Origin of the sequence: Desulfopila inferna, assembly GCF_016919005.1 — a bacterium.
In the GTDB taxonomy this organism is placed as follows: domain Bacteria; phylum Desulfobacterota; class Desulfobulbia; order Desulfobulbales; family Desulfocapsaceae; genus Desulfopila_A; species Desulfopila_A inferna.
This window is the reverse complement of the sequence record NZ_JAFFQE010000010.1, coordinates 63292-88709: the sequence shown is the minus strand read 5'-3', so window position 1 is coordinate 88709 and position 25418 is coordinate 63292. Positions and strand designations below refer to the sequence as shown.

Sequence of the window (25418 nt, the reverse complement as noted above, 5' to 3'; positions counted from 1 at the left end):
TAGATGCGGCGCTCCTTCATTCTCCTCAGCCTGCTTCCCCTGCTTATCCCCTTTCTGGCCGTCATCGGAGGCGGGCTCCTGGTTACCGGATTACAGTCTTTCGGGTTGATGATGTATTCCTATACCTACGAGGATATGTTCTTTGCCTACAAGGAGCTGTTTGGAGATACCTGGTTTCTGCAATCGGCTCTTTTTTCGCTCTATGTCGCTCTTACGGCAACACTGATTTCCATAATCATCGGTACACTCTTTTCCTATCTGCTGTGGAGGCTGCCGGGCAGGTATCACAGCTGGACCGTCGTCTATAAGATTCCATTGATTCTGCCGCATATCGCCGTCGGTTTTATCGGTATTATCCTCCTCTCGAAAACCGGCATCATGGCCTCCATCGCCTATCAGCTGGGCCTGATCGATTCGTTTGAGGCCTTTCCCAATCTGCTCTATACCCGATCCGGATTTGCTCTTATCGCCGCCTACATCTATAAGGAAACACCTTTCGTGATGGTCATGGTCTATGCCATCCTCAGCCGCTTTGACCGCCGCATTATGGAAACGGCGGGCATGCTCGGAGCCTCGCAGCTGCGCATCTTTTTTACCCTGATTCTGCCCTTTATCATGCCGGTGATCAATACCACCTTTATTATTCTCTTTGTTTTTTCCTTCGGTGGCTTTGATTTACCCTTTGTACTCGGCGACAGCTATCCCGGCATGATATCGATACGGATCTATGACTATTTCTTCCAGAAGGACTTAACGATGCGGCCGGTGGCCATGGCCATGCTTACCCTGGTTTTCTGCTTCTCTCTGATCTTTATCCTCTCCTATCTCAAATTTTCTTCACGTCTGGAGAAGGGGGTGCGGAAATTATGATCAGGTTCATGCTGCTGCTGACCCTCTTTTTTGCGGTGTTTGTCTCTCCACTGATCGTCCTGCTCCTCTATGCTGTTTCATCGGCCTGGATGTTTCCGCAGATTAACCCCACCGACTTTGACTTGAGGAGCATCTCTTATCTGCTGGCCCACAAGGAAGACATTATCCTCAGTTTATTTATTTCCTGTGCCTATTCCTTCGCCACGGTTCTGCTGACATTGGTGCTGACCGTGCTGCCGGCAAAACTTTTTGCCCGAACCTCCTTTACCGGGAAAGCATTTCTCGAGGGCCTCTTTCTTGCCCCCGCGCTTATCCCGCCCATGGCGTTTGCCATGGGGGCGCATTATTTTTTTATTCATCTCGGCATAGCCGATACCTTCATGGGGGTCGTCATCATACTCGGCCTCTACAGCTATCCCTATATGCTGCGGGCATTGACCGCCGGCTATCAAACCCATGGTGAAGGTTTCGCCATCTGTGCCCGCAATATAGGCGCTTCATCCCTGCGTATCCTGATCACCATAGAGCTGCCGCTGCTGCTGCCGGCTATTGTCGCCGGAGCCATCATTGTCTTTCTGGTTTCCTTTTCCGAATATTTTCTGGTTTTCCTCATTGGCGGCGGCACGGTGCCTTCCTATTCCGGTTATATTTTTCCTCTGCTCAACTCATCCGATAAGAGCGTGGCCTCGCTGTTAACCCTGATCTTTCTTATTGTGCCGATCATTCTCTTTGCCCTGATCGATCGCATTATCTATGCCGTCTATCGCAAGCGCGGATTAATGTAGAGTGTCATTCCCTGTGGTCATCCTTACAGTCACCAATTGGAGGCCTATGTCCCTTTTTTGCTTTTCATTTGCTAAACTTGTCTCAAGAGAGTCAGCCATTCCAAAATTGACAAAGAGCTTTAGTTATGAAACTTGCACAATCAGTAAAAATCGGAGCCTGGCTGCTTATTGTTTTAAACCTTCTCATGGCCTTCGGTTCAATATGGAAAATCATGCGAATGGCTCCAGCCATAAAGGTAATAATAGCTCAAAACCTTGATGCCGTCCATACGGAGCGGCTTAAGGCGCTGATAGGACCCATCGGCTACAACCACGTCCACCTCAAGTTTTTTCAGTGTTTGCGCCAGGGCCTTTGTCCAGGGAGAGGCCCCTACGCTTAGCAGACCGTTTTCTTCTTCTGCCGCCAGGGATATCTTTCGCGCCAGCGGCCCCAGGGAGAGTCCATGCACCAGCACGGTTACAATAATGATCAGAAAGACGATCGGCAGAAGCGCCTCGGCGTCCTGGTAGCCGGCAGCGACCAGCGCCGGACCGAAAATCCCTGCCGTGGCCGCCGCCAGGATGCCGCGAGGTGCGATCCACGCCAGCGGCGAGAAAGAGCGGATTTTTTACGGTACCGCGACTATGGCATGCACGCTATGCAGTCCAGCCGTTCCGGATAGATTTGTTATGCTGTCCAGCCAATCTGAAAAAGAGAGTGTTAGTGTTAGGCTCAGACCATGAAACTTCTAATGCTTTTAGAAAACGAAACGTAGATGGCATACAAGTTGCATTATAGCTTGCCAAAAAGCTAAGAACGATATCCAACTGGCGGGGAGCGGCCTGGGAGGAAGCCAATCGAACCCTCCAGGGGAGTCAATATTTCTATTATTCGATAATTTTGTCTGGAATCCCGTAAATACTGAGATGGAGGAAATTTCATGGACCACGCCCAAGGCTTCAGTAGGCGAGAGATCCTCAAGGCTGGCGGTGCCGCCATTTTCCTTGCCGGACTGCCGTTCTCCGTGCCGTTGCCGGCATGGGCCGCCTCCGGAAGACCGGATCTCATTCCGACCGGACCGCGGAGTCGCTATGACCTGACTATCAAATATGCGCCCTTCTTTGTCAACGGCCGCGAAGGACGCGCCACCGTCATCAACGGCACCGTTCCGGGGCCGTTGATCCACCTGCGGGAAGGCGATGAGATCAGGCTCAACGTCACCAATATGCTCATGGATACCGAGCATTCGTCCATCCACTGGCACGGCATCCTGGTGCCCTTTCGCATGGATGGAGTTCCTGGTGTCAATTTTGACGGTATCCAACCTGGCGAAACCTATGAGTACCATTACAGGGTGAAGCAGGCAGGCACCTACTGGTACCACAGCCACTCAAGGTTTCAGGAGCAGACGGGCACCTACGGACCGCTGATCATCGATCCCAGGGACGGCGAGCCCTTCAAGTACGACCGGGATTATCCCATTGTCCTTTCCGACTGGTCCTTCGAGGATCCGGAGACAATCTTCCGGCATATCAACCTCGAAGGCCACTACTATAACTTCCAACGGCGTACCATTTGGGAATTTTTTGAAGACGCCCGGGAGCGGGGCCTGGCAAAGACGGTCAAGGATCGCATGGCCTGGGGCAGAATGCGCATGAGCCCCGTCGACTTGCTCGATGTCACCGCCTACACCTATACCTATCTGATGAACGGCCACTCGCCCAACATGAACTGGACGGCGCTGTTTAACCCCGGAGAGATTATCCGCCTGCGCTTCATCAACGCTTCCACCATGACCAATTTCGACATTCGCATCCCGGGCATGGACATGGAGGTGGTCATGGCAGACGGCAAGGCTGTGCGTCCGGTTCCAGTACACGAGTTCCGCATCGGTGTGGCCGAAACCTACGACGTGCTGGTCAGGCCGAGACAGGACAAGCCCTTCACCATCTTCGCCGAATCGCTGGATCGCAGCGGCTACACGCGCGGCACCCTCTCTCCCGAGCCGGGCCTTTCGGCGCCGGTTCCCCAGCTGCGGCCGAGACCCGTCCGACGTCTGGAGGATATCGGCATGGGCGGTATGGACAAGACCTTTTTCGGCATGAGCAGGGAAGAGAAGATGCCGCATGGCAAGATGCAGCATAGCAATAAAGGTCAGCCTCCGCGCCACGACCCGCGCATACCTGGACCGAATGGACCGACTCCGTTTAAGCCGGAGAAATCCAACGCCAACGTGGTCATGGTGATCATGAATCCCAAATACCGGCTTGACGAGACCGGCATCGGCCTTGGAGACGACGGCTGGCGGGTGCTGACCTACGACGACCTCATCTCCACGGAGCCGCAGAAGTATTCCGATATCGTCGACAGGGAAATGACCGTCAACATCACCGCCAATATGGAACGCTACATGTTCAGCTTCGACGGCAAAAAGTTCAGCGAACATCCCGGCCCCTATCTCTTCCGGCACAATGAACGGCTGCGTCTCTTTCTCGTCAACCACACCATGATGGAACATCCCATTCACTTGCATGGAATGTGGATGCAGCTGGAAAATGGTGCGGAAAAGCTGCCCTTCAAACATACCATACTTACTAAACCCGGCGAGGTGCTGTCGGTATTAATCACGCCCATTGAAAAAGGAGACTGGGCTTTTCACTGCCACCTGCTCTACCACATGGAAGCCGGGATGGCCCAGGTGGTCCGCGTAGCCTGAAAAGGAGGATTTGCTGATGCGACACCTATTCACCATGATGATATGCGCTGTCATTTCTCTGCCGGCAGGAGGTTTTTGTGCCGAGGGATCGTATACCGATCCCGAAGAACGTGACTTCCCAGCCGATTATAGCGAGGTCGAGACAGATCCCGAGGTCGGCCAGCGTGTACAAAAGCACGTGCAGGATGCCCAGCAGGGGGCGCAGCAGAATTTCGATGTGCAGTTCGTGCATGACAACGAGCTTTTTACTCGTTTCATCGGCGACCGTATCGAATACCAGAGCAGGGAGGGTGATGCGGCGCTGTTGTGGGATGTGCAGGCCTGGGCCGGTTTCGACTACAACAAGCTCTGGTTCAAAAGTGAGGGTTCCTGGCTGGTGGATGAGGAAAAGGTGGAGGAGGCTGAGACGGAGTTGCTCTACAGCCGTAACATCTCGTCATTCTGGGATTTGCAATTGGGTATTCGCCACGACTTCAAGCCTGATCCGGACAGGACCTTTGCCGCCTTCGGTATCCAGGGACTCGCACCATACTGGTTCGAGAGCGAGGCCACCGCTTACCTCAGTGAAGACGGCGATCTTTCCGCTGTTGTCGAAGTTGAGTATGACATGCTTCTCTCCCAGCGTCTGGTCCTCCAGCCGCGCTTCGAAACCCTTGTGGCCTTGCAGGAAGTTGAAGAATACGGTGTCGGTCAGGGAATCAACTTCATTGAGATGGGACTGCGGCTGCGGTATCACTTCACCAGGGAGTTCGCTCCCTATATCGGCGTTTCATGGAACCGCAAGCTATTTGAAGCGGAGGATCTGGCCGAGGCGGAGGGTGAGGATACCGATACGCTGTCCCTGGTCGCCGGTCTCAGGATATGGTTGTAAAGAGAGCGTGCTACCAGCTTCTTTTGCGGCCTGTATCTATATGGATAAAATCCGATGCGGGATAATAGCCGACACCGCCGTCATGGAGCTGCATTGCCAGATCTCGAAGTGTGCGGGTGGACAGCTCTGAGGCCCTGATATCAAGGGCTCTTCCCTGCATATGTAAGCTTTTCCGAGCCACTCCGGAGCTGTTTTTGCGCAAACTGGCGTTGGTCTTCGGTGAACGATATCCGGATATTATCTCAAAGGAGGCCTGCTGAGCGCATCGGTTCTGGATGGCATAGAGGCTGTCAAAGAGACGGGGATCGAGAGGATGTTTTTCACCGGTGCGAAAATCGCAAAGAAAGTCTTCCAAAGCTTGACGCACAGAACGATAGCCTCCCGGACTGTATTTGATTTCCAGGTTCCGACCGGTGTGGGTGTGATAAAATCGCAGCCTTTTCGATTCCTTTTTCATCGCCAGCACGCCATCGGGCAGGAACAGACCGGCGGCAGTGCACAGCGAAGCGGAAAGAAAGGAACGCCTGCTCATGGATCTTTGAGTATCCACTATGCTTTGTCCTCCTCTGGTGTATTTTTCTATATTCATTTTATATTCAGTGCCTTAAGTAGCTTTTTGTCACGGGCGTAAATGTCCTCATTAAAATGGATTCTGCCATTTTTGTCTACCCATGCCGTCTGGTAGGTCAGATGCACCGGCAAGGGCGGGCTTATGCGCAGCACCTTTCTCTTCTGAGACGCAATCAGCTCTCTTATTTTGGCCTCATTCCAGCTCTGTTCATTCTCCTCGAGCATGAATACCGCCAGCTGAACAGGGGTGGAGACCCGGATGCAGCCATGGCTGAAGTACCGCCTCTCTTTAGTAAATAGATTTTTTGTTGGGGTATCATGGAGATAAACGGAATAATGATTAGGGAAAACAAACTTGAGCTGGCCTAGAGCGTTACTTGGCCCAGGGTCTTGACGGAGTTTGTAGCGGGCCATCTGTCCAGGTGTTACCCCGGCCCAATCGATTGCTGTGGAGTCGAGTTCGATCCCGTCTTCCTGCCAGCTTGAAAAAAGGCGTATATTTTTCTCCACCAGAGAATGGGGATTCTCACGTAATTCTGATAGCTTCTCATTAACAGCAATGCTAGGTGGGATATTCCAGAAAGGATTGATTTCGAGATATTTTATCTGATCCGAAAAAACAGGGGTCTGATGCTGAAACTGCCCGACGATTACCGGGATATTGAGCTGAAGCTCTCCCCCACGATAGGCGTACAGTCTGAAATTTGCTATATTGACAAGGACATATTCCTCACCGATATCGTGATCCTGCCAGCGCCAGCGCGCCATGTTGACTCGAATCTGTTCAACCCGCTCCGCGGGAGAAATGTTGAGTGCAGCAATGGTTTGGGGCCCGATAAGTCCATCTCTTTGCAGTCCATGCAATTCCTGAAAGAGCAGTATTTGCTCCTCAAGGTGGTCGTCATAGAGTGTCCTCTCATCCTGATTAGGAACTCGGCCGGCAAAGAGAGCCAGACGTCCCCTGATCAGGGGGATTCTGCCATCATTATCTCCAGGGTGAATGGTAGTATTCCGCTCAATCTCCTCCAGGGCAGTCGACTGCTCCATGTTGCGGTAGACGGCAAGCCCTGCTTTCAAAGCGCGATAGTGCATATTTTGCGGAGGCATTTGCCGAAAAAATCGATCAAGATCCGTAGCGGCGATCATCCTCTCAACAATGTCAACCGGGGTAAATTGTTGTTTTCCGGCCTCTGCGAAGAGTTCAGGGTCGACAACATAGGGTTCAAATTCTCCTTGGTTGACATTATGGATATACTTTACAGCATTGAAGGTGAGCAGCGTGTCAAGCCGCGCCAGGGATGACAGAGAAGGATCATGCCAGAGGGCCTCGATTTCTTCTACCTCATAACTGCCGGCATCCAGCCCTTCCTCTGCGGCATTTTTCAGGTATTTCAGGATAACGGCGGCCCGCGTACCAGGTCCGTCGGCCGTTACCCAGAGGGGCTGAGCCCCGGTTTCATGGTAAATCGTTGCCAGGCAAACATCTTTTTGGCGGATGGCGTGATTCTGCTGGTCGCGGACGACCAGCTCAACCGGATAACATTCCAGAAACCGAGTCATTTCTTCGGCAAGTGACGGGCCTTGGGCCTGCGCTGCAGAGACAAAAGCGGCAGGGAGAACCAACACCAACAGAGATATCTGAACTCTTTTCAAAATGTTCATGGTAACACACATTCTCATTTAGCATTTTTACCGGAAAGTGTTGGTTTCCTGATGTAAAGCATGCCGAAGATCCATACTTTCATTGTTGTAGCCGGCAATTCTGTTCCGGTCCTGTTGGTTAGAGGGGAAACAGCGTGCTCACCGATTCTGATTGTCTGCTGCCCTTTTCTTTTTGTAGGGCAATACCACAACACTTTAGCAAAATATACCAGAAACACCAGTCCGTTCCTTGTCTATCGACAGGTTCAGGTAAAAAAAATATCATTATTGCTGATTTCATTTTCATACCGGGGAGAATAAATCGAGACATCCGTCTTACGTATTATCAAGGAGAAACGGAGATTTCTCATTACCACCAGGTGTTTCAGCAAACTTTAACCTAACATATATAGAGCCAGCATAGAAACCAAGTGCAATGGTGGAACTTTTCTCTAAGTACCATAGAGAAACTATGTCGGTCTTTCATTGTCTGCCATTGCTTCACTTGCAATTCAGAATTCCGTTCCCGGTGTGACCCATCTTGACGGCAGCTTGAGAACTATTATTATTACTATTAAAGAGGATGCAGAGCCTTTCTTACGATACGTAGACATATGTGAGAATGACGGTGCCTGCTGCAGGCCTGCACCCCGGAAGCGCTTTCCGCCACAACAGCAGTCACTCGCTGCCCGGGACTGGGACCAGGGTGATTGTCTTTTATAGAGATGGAGGTTTATTATGTCCCCGCTCTCAAGCCAGCTTACGGAAAAATTCCTGAGCCTTGCCGAGATGATGGGTATCACCGAACAGGACCTGGAGCAGCGCAAAAAATTCCTCGAGTTCGGAAGTGAAGACGAACAGCGATTGAGAGAGCTTGCTTCTCTTGCCGAAAACAAAGCCGACCAGATCATCGGGGCATTCTACAAACACCTTTTGCAGTTTGATGAGATGAAGGCGTTTTTCCCTGATTCAGCCACCCTTGACAGGGTGAAGGCCAAACAGAAAGCCTACTTCGTCCGTCTGATGCAGGGAGATTACGACCTGACTTATGCCGAAGACCGGCTCCGGATAGGCGCTATTCACGAGCAGATAGACCTACCAGTCAACCACTACCTGGCCATGTACAATTTCTATTTGCGAACAGCCGGAAAACTCATTTTTGAAAGCAAAAGCAGTGAATCGGAAAGCGCGACTGCAGCTTTCTTCTCACTGGTAAAACTCACCTTCCTGGATATCTCTCTGGCCATTGACACCTATATTGACTCGCGTGAGCGTACCATTAAGACACTGCAGCGTGAAGCTATACGGGAATTGTCGACTCCGGTTTTACCTTTTCGTGAAGGCATGCTGCTCTTGCCTATTATCGGCCAGATTGATTCTCAGCGCGCCCGGCAGTTGACCGAAGACCTGTTGGAATCAATCCGTGCCAATCGGGCCAAGGTGATTGTCATCGATATTACCGGTGTGGCCAGCGTCGATTCCCGGGTGGCCAATCATCTGCTGCAGACGGTTGAAGCGGCACGCCTGATGGGTGCCGAAGTGGTGATCTCCGGCATTTCTCCTGAGATTGCTTTGACCATGGTGACCATAGGTATCGACCTGGGGACGGTCCATACCGTCGGCGATCTGCAAAATGGCATAGAACATGCGGAGCGGCTGCTTGGATATCAGGTCAAAAAATATAGGGAGAGTGATGACAACTACGATGAGGATGAGAAGTCATGGAGGTTCCGATCTTAAAACAGGGACATTTTCTGATTGCCTCGATACAGGGCGCATTGACCGATGCCGATCTCAGAAGTCTACAGGAAAAACTTATTCGAGAGGTTCGCCGCCACCGGTCCAGGGGCGTGGTTATCGATGTGACGGCACTTGACATCATGGATTCGTTTGCGGTCCGGATTCTGCGTACCATAACTGCGATGGTCCGTCTTTTAGGTGCCAAAGTGGTGATTGTCGGCATCCAGCCGGAAATCGCTTTTTCCATGGTTCAACTGGGATTGACTCTGCAGGGAAGTATGACCAGCCTTGATCTGGAAGATGGTCTTGCCATGCTCAGGAAAGCTGAACCAAAAAACGGAACAAGCGGTCATGGACCCTGAAATTATAACTATCTCCGCCGATGTGGACGTGATGTCCGCTCGCCTCAAGGCGCGCCAGCTGGCTGGTAAAATCGGCATCTCCGGCAGTGATCTGACTCTTTTGGCCACCGCAATTTCCGAAGTTGCCCGCAACATCGTGCAGTACGCGGGCTCCGGCGAGATAGAGTTCAGCAGTGTGGTTGTGAGCGGCAGACGTGGTCTGGCTGTCATTGCGCGTGATCAGGGACCCGGCATAGATGATATCGAACAGGCGATGCAGGATGGCTTTACTACTTCAAGGGGCATGGGAATGGGACTTCCCGGAGCGAAGAGGCTCATGGACGACTTCGAGATCATCTCCGAAACGGGTAAGGGAACCATCGTCCGGATGGTTAAATGGGAACGAAGCCAATGATCACTTCTGATTACGGGGAGCTGCAGTGGAGTGTTGCCGGGCGACCGATGCCTGGTGAAGAACTGTCCGGGGATAATTATCTTGTTGTCCGTACACCGACAGGCTGGCTTCTGGCGGTGGTGGATGGACTGGGTCACGGCCCTGAAGCGGCTGCAGCCGGCAGTGCCTTGATCTCAACCTTTGTCGACCACGTGGAGGTGGATTTGGTCCAACTTGTCCGGTTCGGTCACGAAGCACTGAAAGGTACTCGCGGTTGCGCCTGTGCCCTGGCCGCCATCGACAGCCGGCAATGTCTGCTGGGTTGGATCGGCATCGGTAACGTGGAGGGAGTAGTGCATCGGATTCAGGGGGAGCGGCTTTTTGCCGAATATATCACCATGCGCGGCGGCATCGTGGGCTACCGTCTGCCCAATCTGCAGCCGACGTTTGTCAATCTTGACGACGGGGACCTTCTGGTCATGGCAACCGATGGTATAAACAGCGATTTCGTTCAGATGATCGCCGGTCGAGATCCGGAGAGGCTCTCAGCCTCGATTCTCAACAATTATGCCAAATCCACTGATGACGCCCTGGTGCTGGTGGCATGCTGGTGTCCTCAGGCTGGACGACAGGAGGATGATTTGAAGTGAATAATCTTCCCCAGGGCGATCTCCCCGCAGCATTTGCCGTCGTATATCGGCAGGCCTTGATGGCGTACGTCACTGGTGAAACCAGTGAAGAATCATTAATGCAGGCCTATGATCTAGGCAGGAGTGCGGTCGACAAAAACATTAATATTCTTGAACTGATAGCCATGCACCAAGAGGTCCTCAGGGAAGCGGTGCCGACAGAAGGTGCCGCATCACATCTCAGAGAATACCTCACCCGGGGCCAGGAGTTTCTGGCAGAGGTAATGGCACCCTTTGAAATGATGCATCGCAGCTTCAATGAGACCATCAGCCAGCTCCAGGAGATAAATGCCACTTTGGAGCAGCGGGTGGAGAAAAGGACTCGTGATCTCCGTGAGAGTGAAAGCAAGACAGCAGATCTTGCCCGGCTCTATCGTATTCTCAGCAGCATCAATTCAACCATTGTCCGGCGGCAGGACTGTGGAGAACTGTTTAGGGAGGCATGCAGGATAGCCGTCGAGGACGGAGGCTATCAGATGGCCTGGATCAGCGTGGAAGGAGAGGATGAGCAGTCTGCGGCCAATACCTGTTGTCGCTTGACCGATGATGGGTCGGCCTGTCAGGTTACACCCATCAAAACCATCTCGAATGAAGTCGATGAGGATCTTGATAAGCTGTATCGCGATGGCGAACCGGTGGTTCGTCATCGGCGGCGGGAGAGTATCATCGCCAAAGCCGGCGCCGCCGTCGAGTACGCCGCCTATGCCCTACTGCCTTTGCAGCTTGAGGAAAAGACCGTCGGCGTGTTTGCCTTTTTTTCCCGGAACCCGGAGGATTTCAACGATGCAGAAATGCAGCTGCTTGTGGAACTGGCGGGAGATCTCTCCTTCGCCCTCGATCATATCAGTAAAGAGAAGCAGCTTAACTATCTCGCCTATCACGATGCCTTGACCGGGCTCTTTAACCGCAACTTCCTCATGGAACACCTGCCGCTGCAGTTCAGGGTGGCCACGCGGGCCGACAACATGGTGGCCCTGCTGATAATCGATCTCCTGCATTTCTCCGGTATCAATAACACCTATGGCCGGCATGTGGGTGATCAGCTGTTGAAACAGGTTGGACGGCGTCTTTGCGATGCCACCGGTAACCAGGAAACTGTCGCCAGGGTTGGGGCCCATGGTTTTGCAGTTTCACTGGCCGGTCTGATGAACACCGACCAGGTTGCCCACAGACTGGAACAGGAGGTGCTCAATAATTTTAATGAACCATTCAAAATCCATGATGAGGAGATCCATGTCAGAGTTCGTGTCGGCATCGCATTGTTCCCTTCCGATGGCACCGATCCGGATGCATTATATAAATATGGAGAAATGGCACTTAAAAAAGCGCATAGTCAAGGAGTAACATACCTGCTCTACAACCCGGCCATGAATGATCGGATAGTTCAATCAGTTACTATGGAGGCCAAACTGCGTAACGCCATCGTCAGAGGCAGGCTGGTTCTGAGCTATCAACCAAAAATCTTCACTGCCGATGAGAGCATTGCCGGCATGGAGGTTCTGGTGCGCTATGATGATCCTGAAGAGGGTCTGGTTTTCCCTGGTCGTTTCATCCCCCTGATGGAAGGGACCGATATGATAATAGAGATTGGAAACTGGGTAATACGGCATGCTGTCGATGATCTGCTGCGGTGGCGCCAGTTACAGCTTGACCCGCCGAGAATTGCGGTCAATGTCTCACCCTATCAGTTACGGCAGCCAAACTTTGTCCGCTCTTTGATGCAGATGGTGGGCGATACGGAGGATCATGGTCTGGATATCGAAATCACCGAAGGTGCTCTCATGGAGGACGCAGAGGAAAATGTTTCCAAGCTCCGGGCGATAAGGGAATCAGGTTTCGGCGTCGCCATCGATGATTTCGGTACCGGCTACTCCTCTCTCAGTTATCTCAGCCGGCTGCCGGTAACAGCCCTGAAGATCGACCGCTCCTTCATCCTGGACATGACTGAACGTTCCAGTAGCCGTGCTATTGTCTCAACCATCATTAACCTGGCGCATTCGCTCAATCTGGAGGTGATAGCCGAAGGAGTCGATCGGGAGGAACATGTGAAGCTGTTGCGCGGCTTCGGCTGCGATATTATCCAGGGAAATATCTACAGTCTTCCTTTATCCAAAGAAGAGATGACGGCATTGCTGAGGAGGCGTAAACGCGAGGGTGGAGTGTTTCACTGGTCCTGATTTCCAGCGGTGTTTCCTGCTTTTTCAGTCAGCAATTTATCCAGCTGGCCTGCAAACTTCTGCCGGTCACTGTTGCTCAGCGGTGCGGGACCGCCTGTGTTAATACCATTTGAACGTAGATCATCAAGAAAATCTCTCATGCTGAGTCTGCCGCCGATGCTTTCTGCGGAGAACATCTCACCGCGCGGGCTCAGAGCATGGCCACCTTTGGCAATAACCTCGGCCGCCAGGGGAATATCAGCGGTAATCACCAGATCGCCGGCTGCTATATTTTCCACTATCTTTTTATCGGCAACATCGGGACCGGCGCCGACTAACATCTTGTGTATATATGGTGAATGAGGAATGCGCAGGGGAGTGTTGGCAACCAGGATGAGCTGCATTTTTTTGCGAAGTGAGGCTTTGTACAATATCTCCTTAATGACCGCAGGACAGGCATCGGCATCGATCCATATTTTCATATAACGACATTTTTCTGCTGGGGTTCGCGGTTTAAATGCTGCCAGCGGGAGATTATTTCTGTAACAAATACAGTATCTCAACTTCCGCTTTTGGTTTTACTGAATATATTCCCAGGGAATTTGTCCAGGCTTGAAAAAGTACCTTGGACAATGGTGTCCGGCAAGGGAAAATATCTAAACACCTGCATGTTGTGATTGGCGGACAGACATTTTTTAAAACTACTAATGTATTTTTTTCTCCGGCTTAAAAAAATCCACAATTTCAATGCATAACAGGCCGAAAGGCAGGTATCCCATATAGCCCAGAATCGGCATTTCGAAAATCTTGAAGCGATGGACATAAGGAATACTATATATCCATTTGGCGAGGCTGTAGAAATTCCACATTTCCCAGAAAACGCCACAGACCAGGGCTGCCAGTGCGGCCGACATAGCCGGGCGCCAGTCCCCGGCCGCCATGACCGATAAAAGGGTGGGCTGTCGGGCAATATGCCGCAGGGTTGTCAGGATGAGCAGGGGCGAGACCCATAGAAGAAAGAAAAGCTCTTCAGGCCATAGTCCTATACCTGTCAATCCTGCCGCGGAGATCAGCAGGACCAGCCAGTTTACGAATCCGGGAATAGATTTTCCAAATGAGGGGAAACCGTGGAATCTGTTTCTGAACCATGCCATTCTGAAGAGCAATTCTCTGGTTGTATACACCGCAGGCAAAACGGTAGAAAAAGAGATGGTTGCATGAATGCTGTATCCCAGCGGACCATAATCCACTCCGGTATAGAACCAGTTCAGGACAAATTGATTAAGGTATTCGAAAAACCACCAGAAAACCGCGCTGAGCGGGAATAAACCGGCAAAAAACAAAGACTCATGCAGCAGCGGGCAGCTGCCGGATTGACGAACACATAAAGCATTGGCGCAGACGATGTATGAAAACCACAGGGGAATGAAGGTGAGGCGCTGATATGGCGCAAACCAGGAAAATCGGGTCCAGGCGATAAACCAGGAGGCAATCAGGATTGTCAGGGCAACCCAGCCCCACCAGGGGATTCCCCTTTGTATTTCAACTGAATCCGGGGATTTCTGCGGTTGCTGTCGAAAGCCGATGATAATCAAGCCCAAAATACCGACCGTCGGCACAAGATACAGTAGGAACACCGGCCATGAAAAGGAAGAATGTTCAGCGGTTACGGTTAATGGCGGGAAAGAGGCGAAGAGTTCAACAGACCGGCCCGACAGGTATATACCAATCAAAGGCGGCCCCACCACCATTAGCGTAAAAATCACCAGTATGTCGGTTTTTCTGGTCATGTAAAAAAAATCTTATGATGATGATATCTTATGTCTTTTTGAGCTTATTGATTCTCCTCTTCTGTAGAAAGAATATTACCGCCATGATGATTAAACCTGCTCCGTCTGTAATAAAAGTCGGCCAGAAGAGCAAGAGGGTCGCGGGCGCCATCAGCAGCCATTCAAGAATGCTGGTACGGCAGAGCCAGAAACCCATCATCAGGCTGGAAAAGGCGATTGTCCCGAGAAAAGCGGAAAAGAACGAGGAAAATATCCGGAACGGTGTGGGTTTGATTTCATTGCGCAGAAGGACGTCACCCGGGCTGACCATGCTTCCCGGGGGAGAAAAGACCTGGATCACCGTGGCGTCTTTTTTGGCTTTGACCTCTGTGGTTTCACCGCCTACATTAAGAACGGCTACCACATCGCCTCTGACAAAATCCTCATTTTCATGGACATTGACCTGGAGAACAGTGGCGAAAGGAGTGTCGAATTCCGGCACCTTGGTCTCAAGAACTTTGCCCTGAAAAAGAATCGAGGGTGTGAAGGCGAAAAGCAGCGGCATGACATAGAGCATTTTGGCAAACTTAAACGCCGTCCAGCCGGTTTTCCAGGGATCTGATCCGGCAATTGCGGCACCGGCGTAGGCGGCCACGCAGACAGGTGGAGTGATGTTCGAGTCCTGGCTGAGCCAGTAAACGATCTGGTGAGCGACAATGGCGGCAACTCCGAAAGCTCCCAGTGCCGGGACGGCCAGTACGGCGACGATAAGGTATGAGGCGGTAACGGGAACCCCCATGCCGAGGACCAGAGAGGCCAGCGCGATAAGGATGATGGCGAGCAGGAGACTGTTGCCGGCCAGGGCAATGATCAGGTCAGAGAATTTCAAGCCCATGCCGGTCAGGGAGATAACACCAACAATGACGCCGATAACTCCGACTGTTGCTCCAATGATCAGAGTGTTGCGGGCGCCTGTCTGGATGGCTTCCCAGATCTGTACCGGTCCCATGCGGGTTTCCCGGTGCAGCCAGCTGACGGCTATACAGGAAATGGTAGCCCAGAAGGCGGCATAGCCGGGTGAACGTCCCATGAGCATCAGCACGGTGATGATAACCAGCGGCAATGCATAGTACCAGCCATTTTTGAGGACGATTTTCCAGTGCGGAAATTCGTCGTCCTGGATGCCGACAATCTTGAGTTTCTTCGCCTCAAAGTGAATCATGCAGAAAACCGAGAAAAAATAAAGCAGAGCAGGTCCGACCGAGATAATCATGATATAGGAATACGGCAAACCAGTGAGCTCAGCCATCAGGAATCCGCCCGCTCCCATGATCGGAGGCAGGAACATACCGCCGATGGAAGCGGCAGGTTCTATGGCACCCGCGACATGAGGACGGAATCCGGCCCGTTTCATCAGGGGGATGGTGAAGGACCCGGTAGAGACGGTGTTGGCGATCGCGCTTCCGGAAACGGAACCGAACAGGGCCGAGGCGATAACCGCGACCTTGGCTGGTCCGCCTGTACTGCGGCCGGCAAGAGCCAAAGGTAAGTCGATAAAGAAACGACCTGCCCCTGATTTATGCAGGAATGCGCCAAAAAAGATGAACAGAATCACATATGTTGCCAGCACGTTGGCCATGACTCCAAAGACTCCATTGGTGGTCAGGAACAAGGCAGTGCATATTCGCTCGAAGTCGAAGCCGCGATGGGCAAGGATGTCCGGGAGATATGGGCCGAAATAAGCAAAGGCTATCATCAGTACCCCGATGATGGTCATGGACCAGCCGAGGACCCGGCGACAAACTTCAAAGGAAATGAGAATACCGGTAATGCTGATCAGCGAATCAAGTTCGTTTTCCGCCCCGGCCCGCCAGTTAAGAGCCTCAAACTGGCTTAGCCAGTAATAGATCACGCCGGCAGCTACGGCGGCAAAGAGAATATCGGACGGCGCAGGTGTGTTTTTCCAGTACCTTAATGAAATGCTGTCGGCATATTGGAGCAGGGCCGCCAGAATGATGGAGGCCAGAACCAGCGGCCACAGGGAAAGAGCCTGTTGCAGGCCAGCAGTCCAGCCTTCTTTTTCACCTAACTCGGCAATGCTCATTAACTGCTCATAGTAGGTGAGGTGAGAGTCGTAAACAAACAGGATGGTGGCGCCACTGACTAATATCCAGGCAAGCAACAGGTTCAATCCAAGACGAATACCTGCTCTGGGGACCGGATACAGCAAGAAGACCAGCACATAGGTGATCAGTACATAGATTCCAAGATGGAACTGGGTGCCGACGGAGGCAATGCCAGCGGCATAAAAATAGAATAATACCAGCGTGGCGCCAAGCAGAGAGACCACAACGCCCCATAGGCCTTTGGGATCACGAAGAAATTTTGAATCCTTGGCGATGATCTTTTTTAGTTTTTCCTGGTCTTTCGGATCAAGATCATCAAATTCATTGTCAGAACGTTCAGACATTGCAACTCCATCAAAAAAAAGCGGGTAAGGAGTTAGACCGGCACCGGGAGCCGGTATACTGTCCCGGCTTCCGGTGTCGGCAATTCACCTGCAGACATTAGTGATGTATTTCAGGGAATCCGCCGTAGAGAACAGAAAAACTGAAAGCTCTTAGAAGCCGGCAAATGAACATACACCCAAGGGCGTCAATCCTCTCAGGGCTTATTGTGGCTTTTGTTCTTCAGTCGGGCTTAATCCTTTCTCTTTCCAGAAATCTGCAGCCCCCTCGTGCACCGGGGTCACGATACCGCGAAGACCATCTTCAACAGTCATTGCCTTGGCAGTTTTGGTGACACTGACCATGAATGCCAGGCCTTCTTCGGAGTAGATATTATCCAGAGCGGTGGAAACATGATCCGCAGATACATGTTTTCCGGCAATCCACAGGGCGGAATCCTGGAAAGTGACGGTTCCTTTATCGACTCCCTGGTAGGTTCCTGCGGGGATGGTGACTTCGGCGTAATATGGGTTGTCCTTGAAAAAGCCTTTTTCTTTTCCAATTTCAACAAGATCGAGCAGTTTGATGTCGTTGCTGGCAGCAGCCTGGATTACCGAGGAGTTGGGAAATCCGGCAAAGACCCATACGGCATCGACAAGCCGATCGCCAAGGGCGGAAGCTCCCTGAGTGTAACCGATGAACTCGGGGGTGAATTTATCCCACAGGCCAAGGCTGGTGAAAAAGCGCTGAGCCGAAGCAGCCGCTCCTGAGCCCGCAGGGCCGACGGCCACACGCTTGCCTTCAAGGTCCATAGCTGTGTCTATCCCGCTGTCCTTAAGGACAACCAGATGTGCGGGAGCGCCATAAAGATAGGCCATGGCATAGGTGTCCGTGTACTCTTTAGTATCGTTGGTCAGTTGACCATTCCTGCCGAGAAAGAGATCGCCGGAGTAGGTGATTCCGAAATCTGCATCACCGGAGTTGACCCGGCGCAGATTTTCGACAGAACCGGCTGAAGCCATGTTGGAGACCTCGAGATCTTTTTGCGTTCGCGACAGTCGGGATGAGATAGCGTTGGAGAAATACTGAAAAGTGCCGCCGTCAGGACCTCCGGAGAATGCCAGACGGGTTGTGGCTGATTGAACAACATCGCCGGAAAAAAAGAGTGCCGTGACAAACAGTGTAGCGGCTATGACTGAAAATAATTTTCTGTCGAACATGTGAACCTCCTTTTTTGATGTGGTGTAACGATGATGGATCGAAACTCAGTTTCAACATTCCCTTGGGAATGACATACGCATCTGAATGGTATGTGCCGTGTATCACCTATGCTGATAACCGTTGAACTGTTCACGGCAAGTTATTGGCTGGAAGTTAGGAACTACAACCGTTTTCCGGTAAAGGATCAACGTAAATATCAGCAGTACAAAAAATTCAGGCTGCACTTGTAGAATTTGAAGGGATTTGTAAAAAGTATGACAAGTGTGTACGCACATTGTATGTCAGGGAATTTTGAAGATCCCTTCCTGGCATGACCACTAATGAATTAGTATCTTATTGCTCCTGTTTAATCAAGTTTTTTTGATACCTTCGATAAGATTATTTGTGTAATTGCACTTGAGTACTGTCGTGCCATGAGGCTCCTTCTCTCTGATGGAAATTACAACGGCACCATCGTCTACTATGATTATATTCTGAGCATGAGTAAGAACAAAGGTCTTAAAAACCTGGAACAGTTGCTCCGCCGGATCAGCAAGGCTGCGCGGGACAACGAGCAAATATCCTGGGGAGCAATTTTTGAAGAATTAGGCCACACATCCTTTGGGCCCCTGCTGCTTGTCGCTGGTCTTGTCACTCTTGCGCCGATAATCGGTGATATCCCCGGAGTACCGACATTTATCGGAGTAATCGTCCTCTTGATCGCCTCTCAGTTGCTGATCGGGCGCAAGCATCTATGGCTGCCGCACTGGTTGCTGAAGCGATCAGTGGCAACTGAAAAGCTGGATACAGGTTTGCAATGGTCCCGGCGACCGGCTCATTTTATTGACCGTCTGTTGCAGCCGCGCCTGTCAATCTTCATCGAGGGCGCTGCTGTATATGCTATAGCTCTGGTATGTCTCCTCGTCGCCGTTATGATGCCGTTGATGGAGGTGGTCCCCTTCAGCGCCAACGCAGCAGGCTTGATCCTTACTGCCTTCGGTCTTTCGCTGATCTCCCGCGACGGCCTGGTGGCACTGTTCGCTTTTGTGCTTACGGCTGGAACTGTTGCCGTGGTGGTATATAATGTAATCCAAGTTTGCTGAGGGTTATGCTAACCTGACTACTCCTAAAGCCTCGGTTCTAGGTCGGGGCCCGAAGATGCTGAGTTTCAGGGGTTATTAAAAATTCTAATTGTCGGTCGATCGCTCCGGCAATATCTCCTTTTATCGACAGATCTGCATAGATTTCTTTAGGATGGTCGATGCCCTTGGCTCTGATTCCGGAACAAGCGCAGCAAGAGGGCATGTAAATCGGCAATGCATAAGCGAGTATATTTCTGGGAATGAACTATTTTCATGCGGAATTCAGCGTACTCCCTATACCTTGCTAAGGTACTGTTATATTTTAAGGAAAGCCTGCCGATCATGCGGAGCCTCCGCTCACTTTTGCTGAGGGAGATAGTTTTGAGCGATATCCCTTGATAAGTGTGAAAATATGGGCTAGTTTAAGGGTGTTTGATGTGAGATTGTCAGACCTGTCTGCCGAGGTATTTCGGGTGGCCGTTTTGTTAGCCATGCCTAAAAATCAGTTGAAATCGGCCGGCATATCACCTTATAAATATTTTGAGAAGGAAGAATGATTATGGCTGAAGTGGCAATAAAGCTTGAAGGAAAAGCCAGACACTCCTTTCTGGATGATATCAAAGAAATTTTGCCTGACGGCAATCTCAGTCTTTGTCTTACCTGCGGTCTTTGCTCTTCGGGATGTCCTGCGACCGGCCTTGAAAATATGGACCCCAGGAAGTTTTTGCGCATGCTCGTCCTGGGCCTGGATGAAGAGGTGCTCAAGTCCGACTGGCCCTGGATGTGCACCATGTGCCAACGCTGCGTCTATGTCTGTCCCATGAAAATCGATATTCCTCAGCTCGTTTTTAATGTTCGGGCTGCCCGTCCGCGGGATGAAAGACCCTCGGGGATTCGCGGTTCCTGCGATATGGCGGTTCAGAGTGAGACCTGTAGCGCCATGGGAACACCGGTTGAAGACTTTAAGTTTGTCGTCAACGATGTTTTGGAGGAATACCGGGAGTCGCAGCCTGAGTTTGCCGAGATGGAGGCGCCGATCGACAAGGTTGGAGCCGAGTTTTTCATCAACCAGAACTCCCGTGAGCCGATGACGGAACCCGACGAGATGGTTCCTCTCTGGAAAATTCTGCACCTTGCCGGTGTCGACTGGACCTACGGCAGCAAGGCATGGGCAGCTGAGAATTACTGCCTTTTTCTTGCCGACAATGAAAACTGGGAGCACCTCGTCCGGGCCAAAGCCAGAATGACCGAGGAGTTGAAATGCAAGACATACCTCAATACGGAGTGAGGCCACGTCACCTTTGCAGTCCGGGCCGGACTGAAAAAATTCAATATACAGCACAGCTTCGAAGTCAAGAACATTTACGAATACTATGCCAAATGGATAAGGGAAGGAAGGCTGAAGCCCAACTCCGACTGGAATAAGGATTTGAAGATTAAGTTCACCGTCCAGGATCCCTGCCAGATAGTACGCAAGAGTTATGGCGACAAGATTGCCGATGATTTCAGATATGCCATTGCTCAGGCGGTAGGCGAAGAAAATATTGCCGAGATGTCGCCCAATAAGTCCAACAACTACTGCTGCGGCGGCGGCGGTGGCTTTCTCCAGTCCGGGTTTAAAGAGCAACGCCTGGCCTATGGCAAAATTAAAGATGATCAAATCAAAGCCAGCGGTGCGACCTACTGTATTGCCGGGTGCCATAACTGCCACGCTCAGATCCACGAGCTCTCCCACCACTATGGAGGGAACTACCAGGTTGTCCATTTCTGGACTATTCTCGCTCTTGCTCTTGGCGTGCTGGGACCGAATGAGCGGACGTATTTAGGCGATGATCTCAGGGATGTCAATGTCTTCCATCCGGAAACGGCATTCTGATGTGCTTCGATATTTATAACTGAACCAGGTCTGACTATGCAGCTTACAAAACAGCAAATTGATTATTGCATGGAGTGTGGGGTATGCACCGGAAGTTGCCCCATCAGCCATGAGCGTCCCGGTTTTTCTCCCAGACAGATGATAAAGCGTACCCTGGTCGAAGCTGACAACAGCGTCGTTGAGTCCGATGACGTCTGGGCCTGCCTGAGCTGTTCCCGGTGCAGTGACCGCTGCCCCGTGGGCATCGACTTTCCCGAGTTTATACGCTCCTACCGGGAAAAGGCCATCGCCGTCGGCAACCTTCCGCGCAAAAGCCATCACGGTATCTTCCAGACGATTACCACTCTGCAGTCGGGTGCTCTGCAGCAGAACCGCATCGACTGGGCTAAAGCTTCGGGGAAAATCAGAGAAAAGGGCGACTATTTCTATTTTGTCGGCTGTGCCCCCTTTCATAACGCGGTCTTTCAATACCTTGATCTCAATATGATCGACACGGCGAAAAGCATTCTTACGCTGCTCAACAAGGTGGGCATTGAGCCGGTGGTGAGCAATGAGGAGAGATGCTGCGGGCACGATGCCTTCTGGAGCGGCGACGAAGAGCTTTTTGCCCGCCTGGCCAAAAAAAATGTCGAGACCATCAAGGCCTCCGGAGCAAAGACCGTCATCTTCGGTTGCCCCGAGGGATATTCCAACTTCAAGGAAAACTATCCGGCGATTGTTGGTGAGCTTCCCTTCGAGGTTGTCCATATTTCTGAAATTCTGGTCGAAAAATTGAAAGAAACCGAAACGACATTCAGAGGAACTGCCGATGGTGCTGTGACTTTCCATGATCCCTGCCGGCTGGGCAGAAGGTCGGGAATGTATGAGCAGCCAAGGCAATTGATCGGCATGGTGCCCGATGCAGAGTTGAAAGAGATGCAGAACAACAGGGAAAATGCGGTCTGCTGCGGTACGACGGCCTGGATGGAATGCTCGTCCTGCTCTAAGACCATGCAGATAAAAAGGTTAATGGAGGCCAAGGAAGCCGGAGCCCGGACCATCATCACCGCCTGTCCGAAATGCCGGATACACCTGACCTGCGCCACATCGAATGCCGACCTGGATGTTGAGGTGAAGGATCTCTATACCTACTTGTCGGAAAGGCTTTAGTGCGGTTCAGTGGGGTCAGATTCATTGAAAAACGTATAAATGAAATAGCTTATATATCATTTTTGAGTATCGGAGAACGTTGATGAAATCAGAAAATTCTCAGAAAATTCAGGGTTCGGTCATGGTTGTCGGCAGTGGTATTGCGGGAATGCAGACAGCACTGGATCTTGCAGACTCGGGGTTTTACGTCTACCTGGTGGAAAAATCTCCCTCCATTGGAGGGGTGATGGCCCAGCTGGATAAGACCTTTCCGACCAACGACTGTGCGATGTGAGTAATCTCACCGAAACTGGTCGAGGTCGGCCGGCACCTGAATATTGAACTCAAAACCCTTTGTGAAGTACAGTCGATCGGCGGCTCAGCCGGTAATTTCACGGTTGAACTGCTTCGGCATCCCCGCTACGTGGATATGGAGAAGTGTATCGCCTGCGGAGAATGCGCCGCCAAGTGTCCCAAGAAGGTAACGGATACCTTCAATGCCGGGCTTGAGAAAAGAAAGGCGATCTATGTCGATTACCCTCAAGCCGTGCCGCTCAAGTACGCTATCGATGCGGATAATTGCATCTACTTCAAAAACGGTAAGTGCGGATTCTGTAAGAAGGTTTGTCCGGCGGACGCCATCGATTTTGACCAGAAGGAGGAGAAAATCTCCCTTCAGGTGGGATCCGTCATAGTTGCTCCCGGATTCTCGGCCTTCGACCCAACCGATTTTGATACCTACCAATACAGCCACTATCCCAATGTCATCACCTCCTTGGAAATGGAGCGAATTCTCAGTGCGACCGGCCCGTTTCAGGGACACCTGGTGCGTCCCTCGGACCACAGGGAGCCCAAAAAAATAGCCTGGCTGCAGTGCATCGGTTCCCGGGATATAAATAAATGCGGGCATAGCTACTGCTCTTCTGTCTGCTGTATGTATGCGGTGAAGGAGGCGGTTATTGCCAAGGAACACGCGGGTTCCGATCTTGATGCCGCCATTTTTTACATGGACATGCGTACCTACGGCAAGGAATTTGAAAGCTATTACCAGCGCGCCAAGGATGAGCAGGGTGTCCGCTTTGTCCGCACCCGTGTGCATTCCATAGTCGAAGACCGCAATTCCGGAGACCTTCAGCTCAGATATGTCGATGAATCCGGTAAGGCCCTGGAGGAAACCTTCGATATGGTTGTGCTCTCCGTCGGCATGGAAACACCCAAAAACCTGGTGGAACTCGCCGGAACCCTGGGGATCGAGCTCAATTCCGATAATTTTGCCAAAACGGAAAATTTTTCTCCGGTAAAGACCACCCGGGATGGGATCTATGTCTGCGGTGCTTTTCAGGAACCAAAGGATATCCCCTATTCAGTGATGGAGGCCAGTGCTGCAGCCTGTTCGGCTGAAGGCGATCTCGCCGAAGCCCGCGGCAGCCTCACCAGGACCAAGATTTTTCCCGATGAGCGGCAGGTCTCAGCGGAAGAGCCGCGGATAGGTGTATTCGTCTGTAACTGCGGTACCAATATCGGCTCCATTGTCGATGTTCCGGCGGTGGCGGAAATGGCCCGATCATTACCCGATGTTGTTTATGTAGAGGAAAACCTTTTTACCTGCAGTCAGGACAGTCAGGAGAAGATCAAGGAAATTGTCATAAAAGAAAGATTGAATAGGGTTGTGGTTGCGGCCTGTACTCCCCGGACCCACGAGGAGCTTTTTCAGGAAACTCTGAAAGATGCCGGCCTGAACAAATACCTGTTCGAAATGGCCAATATCCGCAACCAGTGTTCCTGGGTGCATAGTAAGGAAAAAGAAGCGGCCACGGCCAAGGCCAAGGATCTGGTGCGCATGGCGGTTTCCAGGACCAGACTCATCCAGTCGCTGGCGCAGCCCACCATTTCCGTGGACAGCAGTGCCCTGGTGATTGGTGGCGGCATTGCCGGTATGACTACGGCGCTGGGCCTTGCCGATCAGGGATTTGCCGTGCATCTGGTGGAAAAAGAGGCGCAGCTCGGCGGTAATGCCCGCTCCCTTCTCGCTACTTGGCAGGGGCAGAATATCGGTGAAAAACTAGACGAATTGACGGAGAGAGTGTCAAACCATTCTCTGATCGATGTCTATTCCGAATCGGAGGTTAAGAATGCTTCCGGATTCATCGGCAACTTTGAAACTGTTGTTTCCGGGAAGAAAGGTGAAACTCTGCTCAGACATGGTGCCGTGATTGTGGCTACCGGGGCCAAAGAGCATGTTCCCACGGAATATCTTTATGGTCAGGACAACAGGGTACTTACCCATCTGGAGTTGGATAAGGCCATTGCCGCAGAGGACAAACGAGTTGCAACAGCAGAATCTGTTGTTTTCATTCAATGTGTGGGGTCGCGTGAGCAGGATAGGCCATACTGCTCCAAGGTCTGCTGCACACATTCCATCAAATCGGCCGTCAATTTCAAAAAGAATAATCCGGATATTAACGTCTTTGTGATTTATCGGGATATCCGCACCTATGGACAGCGGGAATCCCTCTATAAAGAAGCCCGCGAAAAGGGCGTTGTTTTCATACGCTACGACAGTGAAAGGAAGCCGGTCGTCAGGAAAGAGCCAGACGGGCTGTGGATTTCGGTGCGGGACCATGTGCTCGATATGGATATCGATATCCATGCCGATTTGCTTGTTCTGGCCTCGGCCATTGTCCCCCGTGACAATGAAGCTCTGGCCCAGATGTACAAGCTGTCACGCAATGGCGATAACTTTTTCAATGAGGCTCACGCCAAGCTGCGGCCCGTGGAATTCGCCACCGGAGGAATTTTCCTGGCAGGCATGGCCCACTATCCCAAACCCATCGAGGAAAGCATTGCCCAGGCTGCCGCAGCAGCTTCGCGTGCCGCAGTGACCCTTTCCAAGGAAAATATCACCGTCGAGGGTATTGTTTCCAATGTTCAGGATTTCATGTGCAGAGGATGCGGCGAGTGCGAAAAGGTGTGCCCGTTCAATGCCATTGCCGTGGAAGTCAGGGAAGAGGGTGTGAAGATAGCTGCCGTGCAGGAGGCTCTCTGCAAGGGTTGCGGGATGTGCGCGGTTGCCTGTCCAACAGGGGCGGCTTCGGTGCATCATTATAGTAATGAGGAAGTGCTGACTATGGTGGAATCCGCCTTCGAAAAAGCCTAAACCGGT

At 51.6% G+C, this 25418-nt stretch carries 21 protein-coding genes; 14 read left to right on the top strand and 7 right to left on the bottom strand.

What is annotated here, in order from left to right; genetic code table 11:
* Window positions 1-3: 3 nt before the first annotated feature.
* Both JWG88_RS20000 and JWG88_RS19995 read left to right on the top strand, forming a co-directional pair.
* The gene (locus tag JWG88_RS20000; protein ID WP_205235575.1) at window positions 4-870 is read left to right on the top strand and encodes an ABC transporter permease; all 867 of its coding nucleotides are present in this window, start codon (window positions 4-6) and stop codon (window positions 868-870) included.
* The gene (locus tag JWG88_RS19995; RefSeq protein ID WP_205235574.1) at window positions 867-1655 is read left to right on the top strand and encodes an ABC transporter permease; all 789 of its coding nucleotides are present in this window, start codon (window positions 867-869) and stop codon (window positions 1653-1655) included. The genes JWG88_RS20000 and JWG88_RS19995 overlap by 4 nt, the downstream gene beginning before the upstream one ends.
* 197 nt (window positions 1656-1852) lie before the next feature.
* On the opposite strand, the gene JWG88_RS19990 is transcribed toward JWG88_RS19995, so the two are convergent.
* Window positions 1853-2110, bottom strand: a complete 258-nt coding sequence (locus JWG88_RS19990; RefSeq protein ID WP_205235573.1) for a hypothetical protein — start codon at window positions 2108-2110, stop codon at window positions 1853-1855.
* Here JWG88_RS19990 and JWG88_RS19985 point away from each other — a divergent pair.
* From JWG88_RS19985 to JWG88_RS19975, 3 genes are all read left to right on the top strand, one after another.
* Window positions 2099-2317, top strand: a complete 219-nt coding sequence (locus tag JWG88_RS19985) for a hypothetical protein (protein ID WP_205235572.1) — start codon at window positions 2099-2101, stop codon at window positions 2315-2317. The genes JWG88_RS19990 and JWG88_RS19985 overlap by 12 nt on opposite strands.
* A 258-nt stretch (window positions 2318-2575) precedes the next feature.
* Window positions 2576-4351 carry a copper resistance system multicopper oxidase gene (locus JWG88_RS19980; protein WP_205235571.1) on the top strand — a complete coding sequence of 592 codons (1776 nt, stop codon included), beginning with the start codon at window positions 2576-2578 and terminating at the stop codon, window positions 4349-4351.
* Between the two features lie 16 nt (window positions 4352-4367).
* Window positions 4368-5222 (top strand): copper resistance protein B, encoded by an 855-nt coding sequence (locus JWG88_RS19975; protein ID WP_205235570.1) that lies wholly within the window; start codon window positions 4368-4370, stop codon window positions 5220-5222.
* Between the two features lie 10 nt (window positions 5223-5232).
* Here JWG88_RS19975 and JWG88_RS19970 read toward each other — a convergent pair whose 3' ends face one another.
* Together JWG88_RS19970 and JWG88_RS19965 are read right to left on the bottom strand one after the other, a co-directional pair.
* Window positions 5233-5772 carry a YcbK family protein gene (locus tag JWG88_RS19970; RefSeq protein WP_337833149.1) on the bottom strand — a complete coding sequence of 180 codons (540 nt, stop codon included), beginning with the start codon at window positions 5770-5772 and terminating at the stop codon, window positions 5233-5235.
* Between the two features lie 35 nt (window positions 5773-5807).
* Entirely contained in the window at window positions 5808-7454 is a 1647-nt protein-coding gene (locus JWG88_RS19965; RefSeq protein WP_205235568.1) for a L,D-transpeptidase family protein, read from the bottom strand.
* Between the two features lie 717 nt (window positions 7455-8171).
* On the opposite strand from JWG88_RS19965, the gene JWG88_RS19960 reads away from it, so the two are divergent.
* The 5 genes from JWG88_RS19960 to JWG88_RS19940 are packed head-to-tail and all read left to right on the top strand — an operon-like array spanning window position 8172 to window position 12774.
* On the top strand, window positions 8172-9173 hold the full coding sequence (locus JWG88_RS19960) for a protoglobin domain-containing protein (RefSeq protein ID WP_205235567.1): 1002 nt from the start codon (window positions 8172-8174) through the stop codon (window positions 9171-9173).
* Window positions 9155-9535, top strand: coding sequence for an STAS domain-containing protein (locus JWG88_RS19955; protein ID WP_205235566.1), 381 nt, complete (start codon window positions 9155-9157; stop codon window positions 9533-9535). The genes JWG88_RS19960 and JWG88_RS19955 overlap by 19 nt, the downstream gene beginning before the upstream one ends.
* Window positions 9525-9929, top strand: coding sequence for an anti-sigma regulatory factor (locus tag JWG88_RS19950; RefSeq protein WP_205235565.1), 405 nt, complete (start codon window positions 9525-9527; stop codon window positions 9927-9929). Before JWG88_RS19955 ends, JWG88_RS19950 begins: the two co-directional genes overlap by 11 nt.
* Entirely contained in the window at window positions 9911-10558 is a 648-nt protein-coding gene (locus tag JWG88_RS19945; protein ID WP_205235564.1) for a SpoIIE family protein phosphatase, read from the top strand. The genes JWG88_RS19950 and JWG88_RS19945 overlap by 19 nt, the downstream gene beginning before the upstream one ends.
* Window positions 10555-12774 carry an EAL domain-containing protein gene (locus JWG88_RS19940; RefSeq protein WP_205235563.1) on the top strand — a complete coding sequence of 740 codons (2220 nt, stop codon included), beginning with the start codon at window positions 10555-10557 and terminating at the stop codon, window positions 12772-12774. Before JWG88_RS19945 ends, JWG88_RS19940 begins: the two co-directional genes overlap by 4 nt.
* On the opposite strand, the gene JWG88_RS19935 is transcribed toward JWG88_RS19940, so the two are convergent.
* The 4 genes from JWG88_RS19935 to JWG88_RS19920 all read right to left on the bottom strand — a co-directional run bounded on the left by JWG88_RS19935 (window position 12762) and on the right by JWG88_RS19920 (window position 18189).
* Window positions 12762-13235: a YaiI/YqxD family protein gene (locus JWG88_RS19935; protein ID WP_205235562.1), complete on the bottom strand. Its 474-nt coding sequence runs from the start codon at window positions 13233-13235 to the stop codon at window positions 12762-12764. The two genes, JWG88_RS19940 and JWG88_RS19935, sit on opposite strands and share 13 nt — an antisense overlap.
* Window positions 13236-13457: 222 nt before the next feature.
* Window positions 13458-14543: a hypothetical protein gene (locus tag JWG88_RS19930; protein WP_205235561.1), complete on the bottom strand. Its 1086-nt coding sequence runs from the start codon at window positions 14541-14543 to the stop codon at window positions 13458-13460.
* Between the two features lie 28 nt (window positions 14544-14571).
* Window positions 14572-16992: a TRAP transporter fused permease subunit gene (locus JWG88_RS19925; protein WP_240194636.1), complete on the bottom strand. Its 2421-nt coding sequence runs from the start codon at window positions 16990-16992 to the stop codon at window positions 14572-14574.
* 201 nt (window positions 16993-17193) lie between these two features.
* Entirely contained in the window at window positions 17194-18189 is a 996-nt protein-coding gene (locus JWG88_RS19920; protein WP_205235560.1) for a TAXI family TRAP transporter solute-binding subunit, read from the bottom strand.
* A 414-nt stretch (window positions 18190-18603) separates the two neighbouring features.
* On the opposite strand from JWG88_RS19920, the gene JWG88_RS19915 reads away from it, so the two are divergent.
* The 4 genes from JWG88_RS19915 to JWG88_RS19900 all read left to right on the top strand — a co-directional run bounded on the left by JWG88_RS19915 (window position 18604) and on the right by JWG88_RS19900 (window position 25412).
* Window positions 18604-19272, top strand: a complete 669-nt coding sequence (locus tag JWG88_RS19915) for an exopolysaccharide biosynthesis protein (RefSeq protein WP_205235559.1) — start codon at window positions 18604-18606, stop codon at window positions 19270-19272.
* Between the two features lie 538 nt (window positions 19273-19810).
* Window positions 19811-21127, top strand: coding sequence for a (Fe-S)-binding protein (locus tag JWG88_RS19910; RefSeq protein ID WP_205235558.1), 1317 nt, complete (start codon window positions 19811-19813; stop codon window positions 21125-21127).
* Window positions 21128-21163: 36 nt separating this feature from the next.
* Window positions 21164-22276 (top strand): (Fe-S)-binding protein, encoded by a 1113-nt coding sequence (locus JWG88_RS19905; RefSeq protein ID WP_205235557.1) that lies wholly within the window; start codon window positions 21164-21166, stop codon window positions 22274-22276.
* An 82-nt stretch (window positions 22277-22358) separates the two neighbouring features.
* Entirely contained in the window at window positions 22359-25412 is a 3054-nt protein-coding gene (locus tag JWG88_RS19900; protein WP_205235556.1) for an FAD-dependent oxidoreductase, read from the top strand.
* The last annotated feature ends 6 nt before the right edge of the window (window positions 25413-25418 follow it).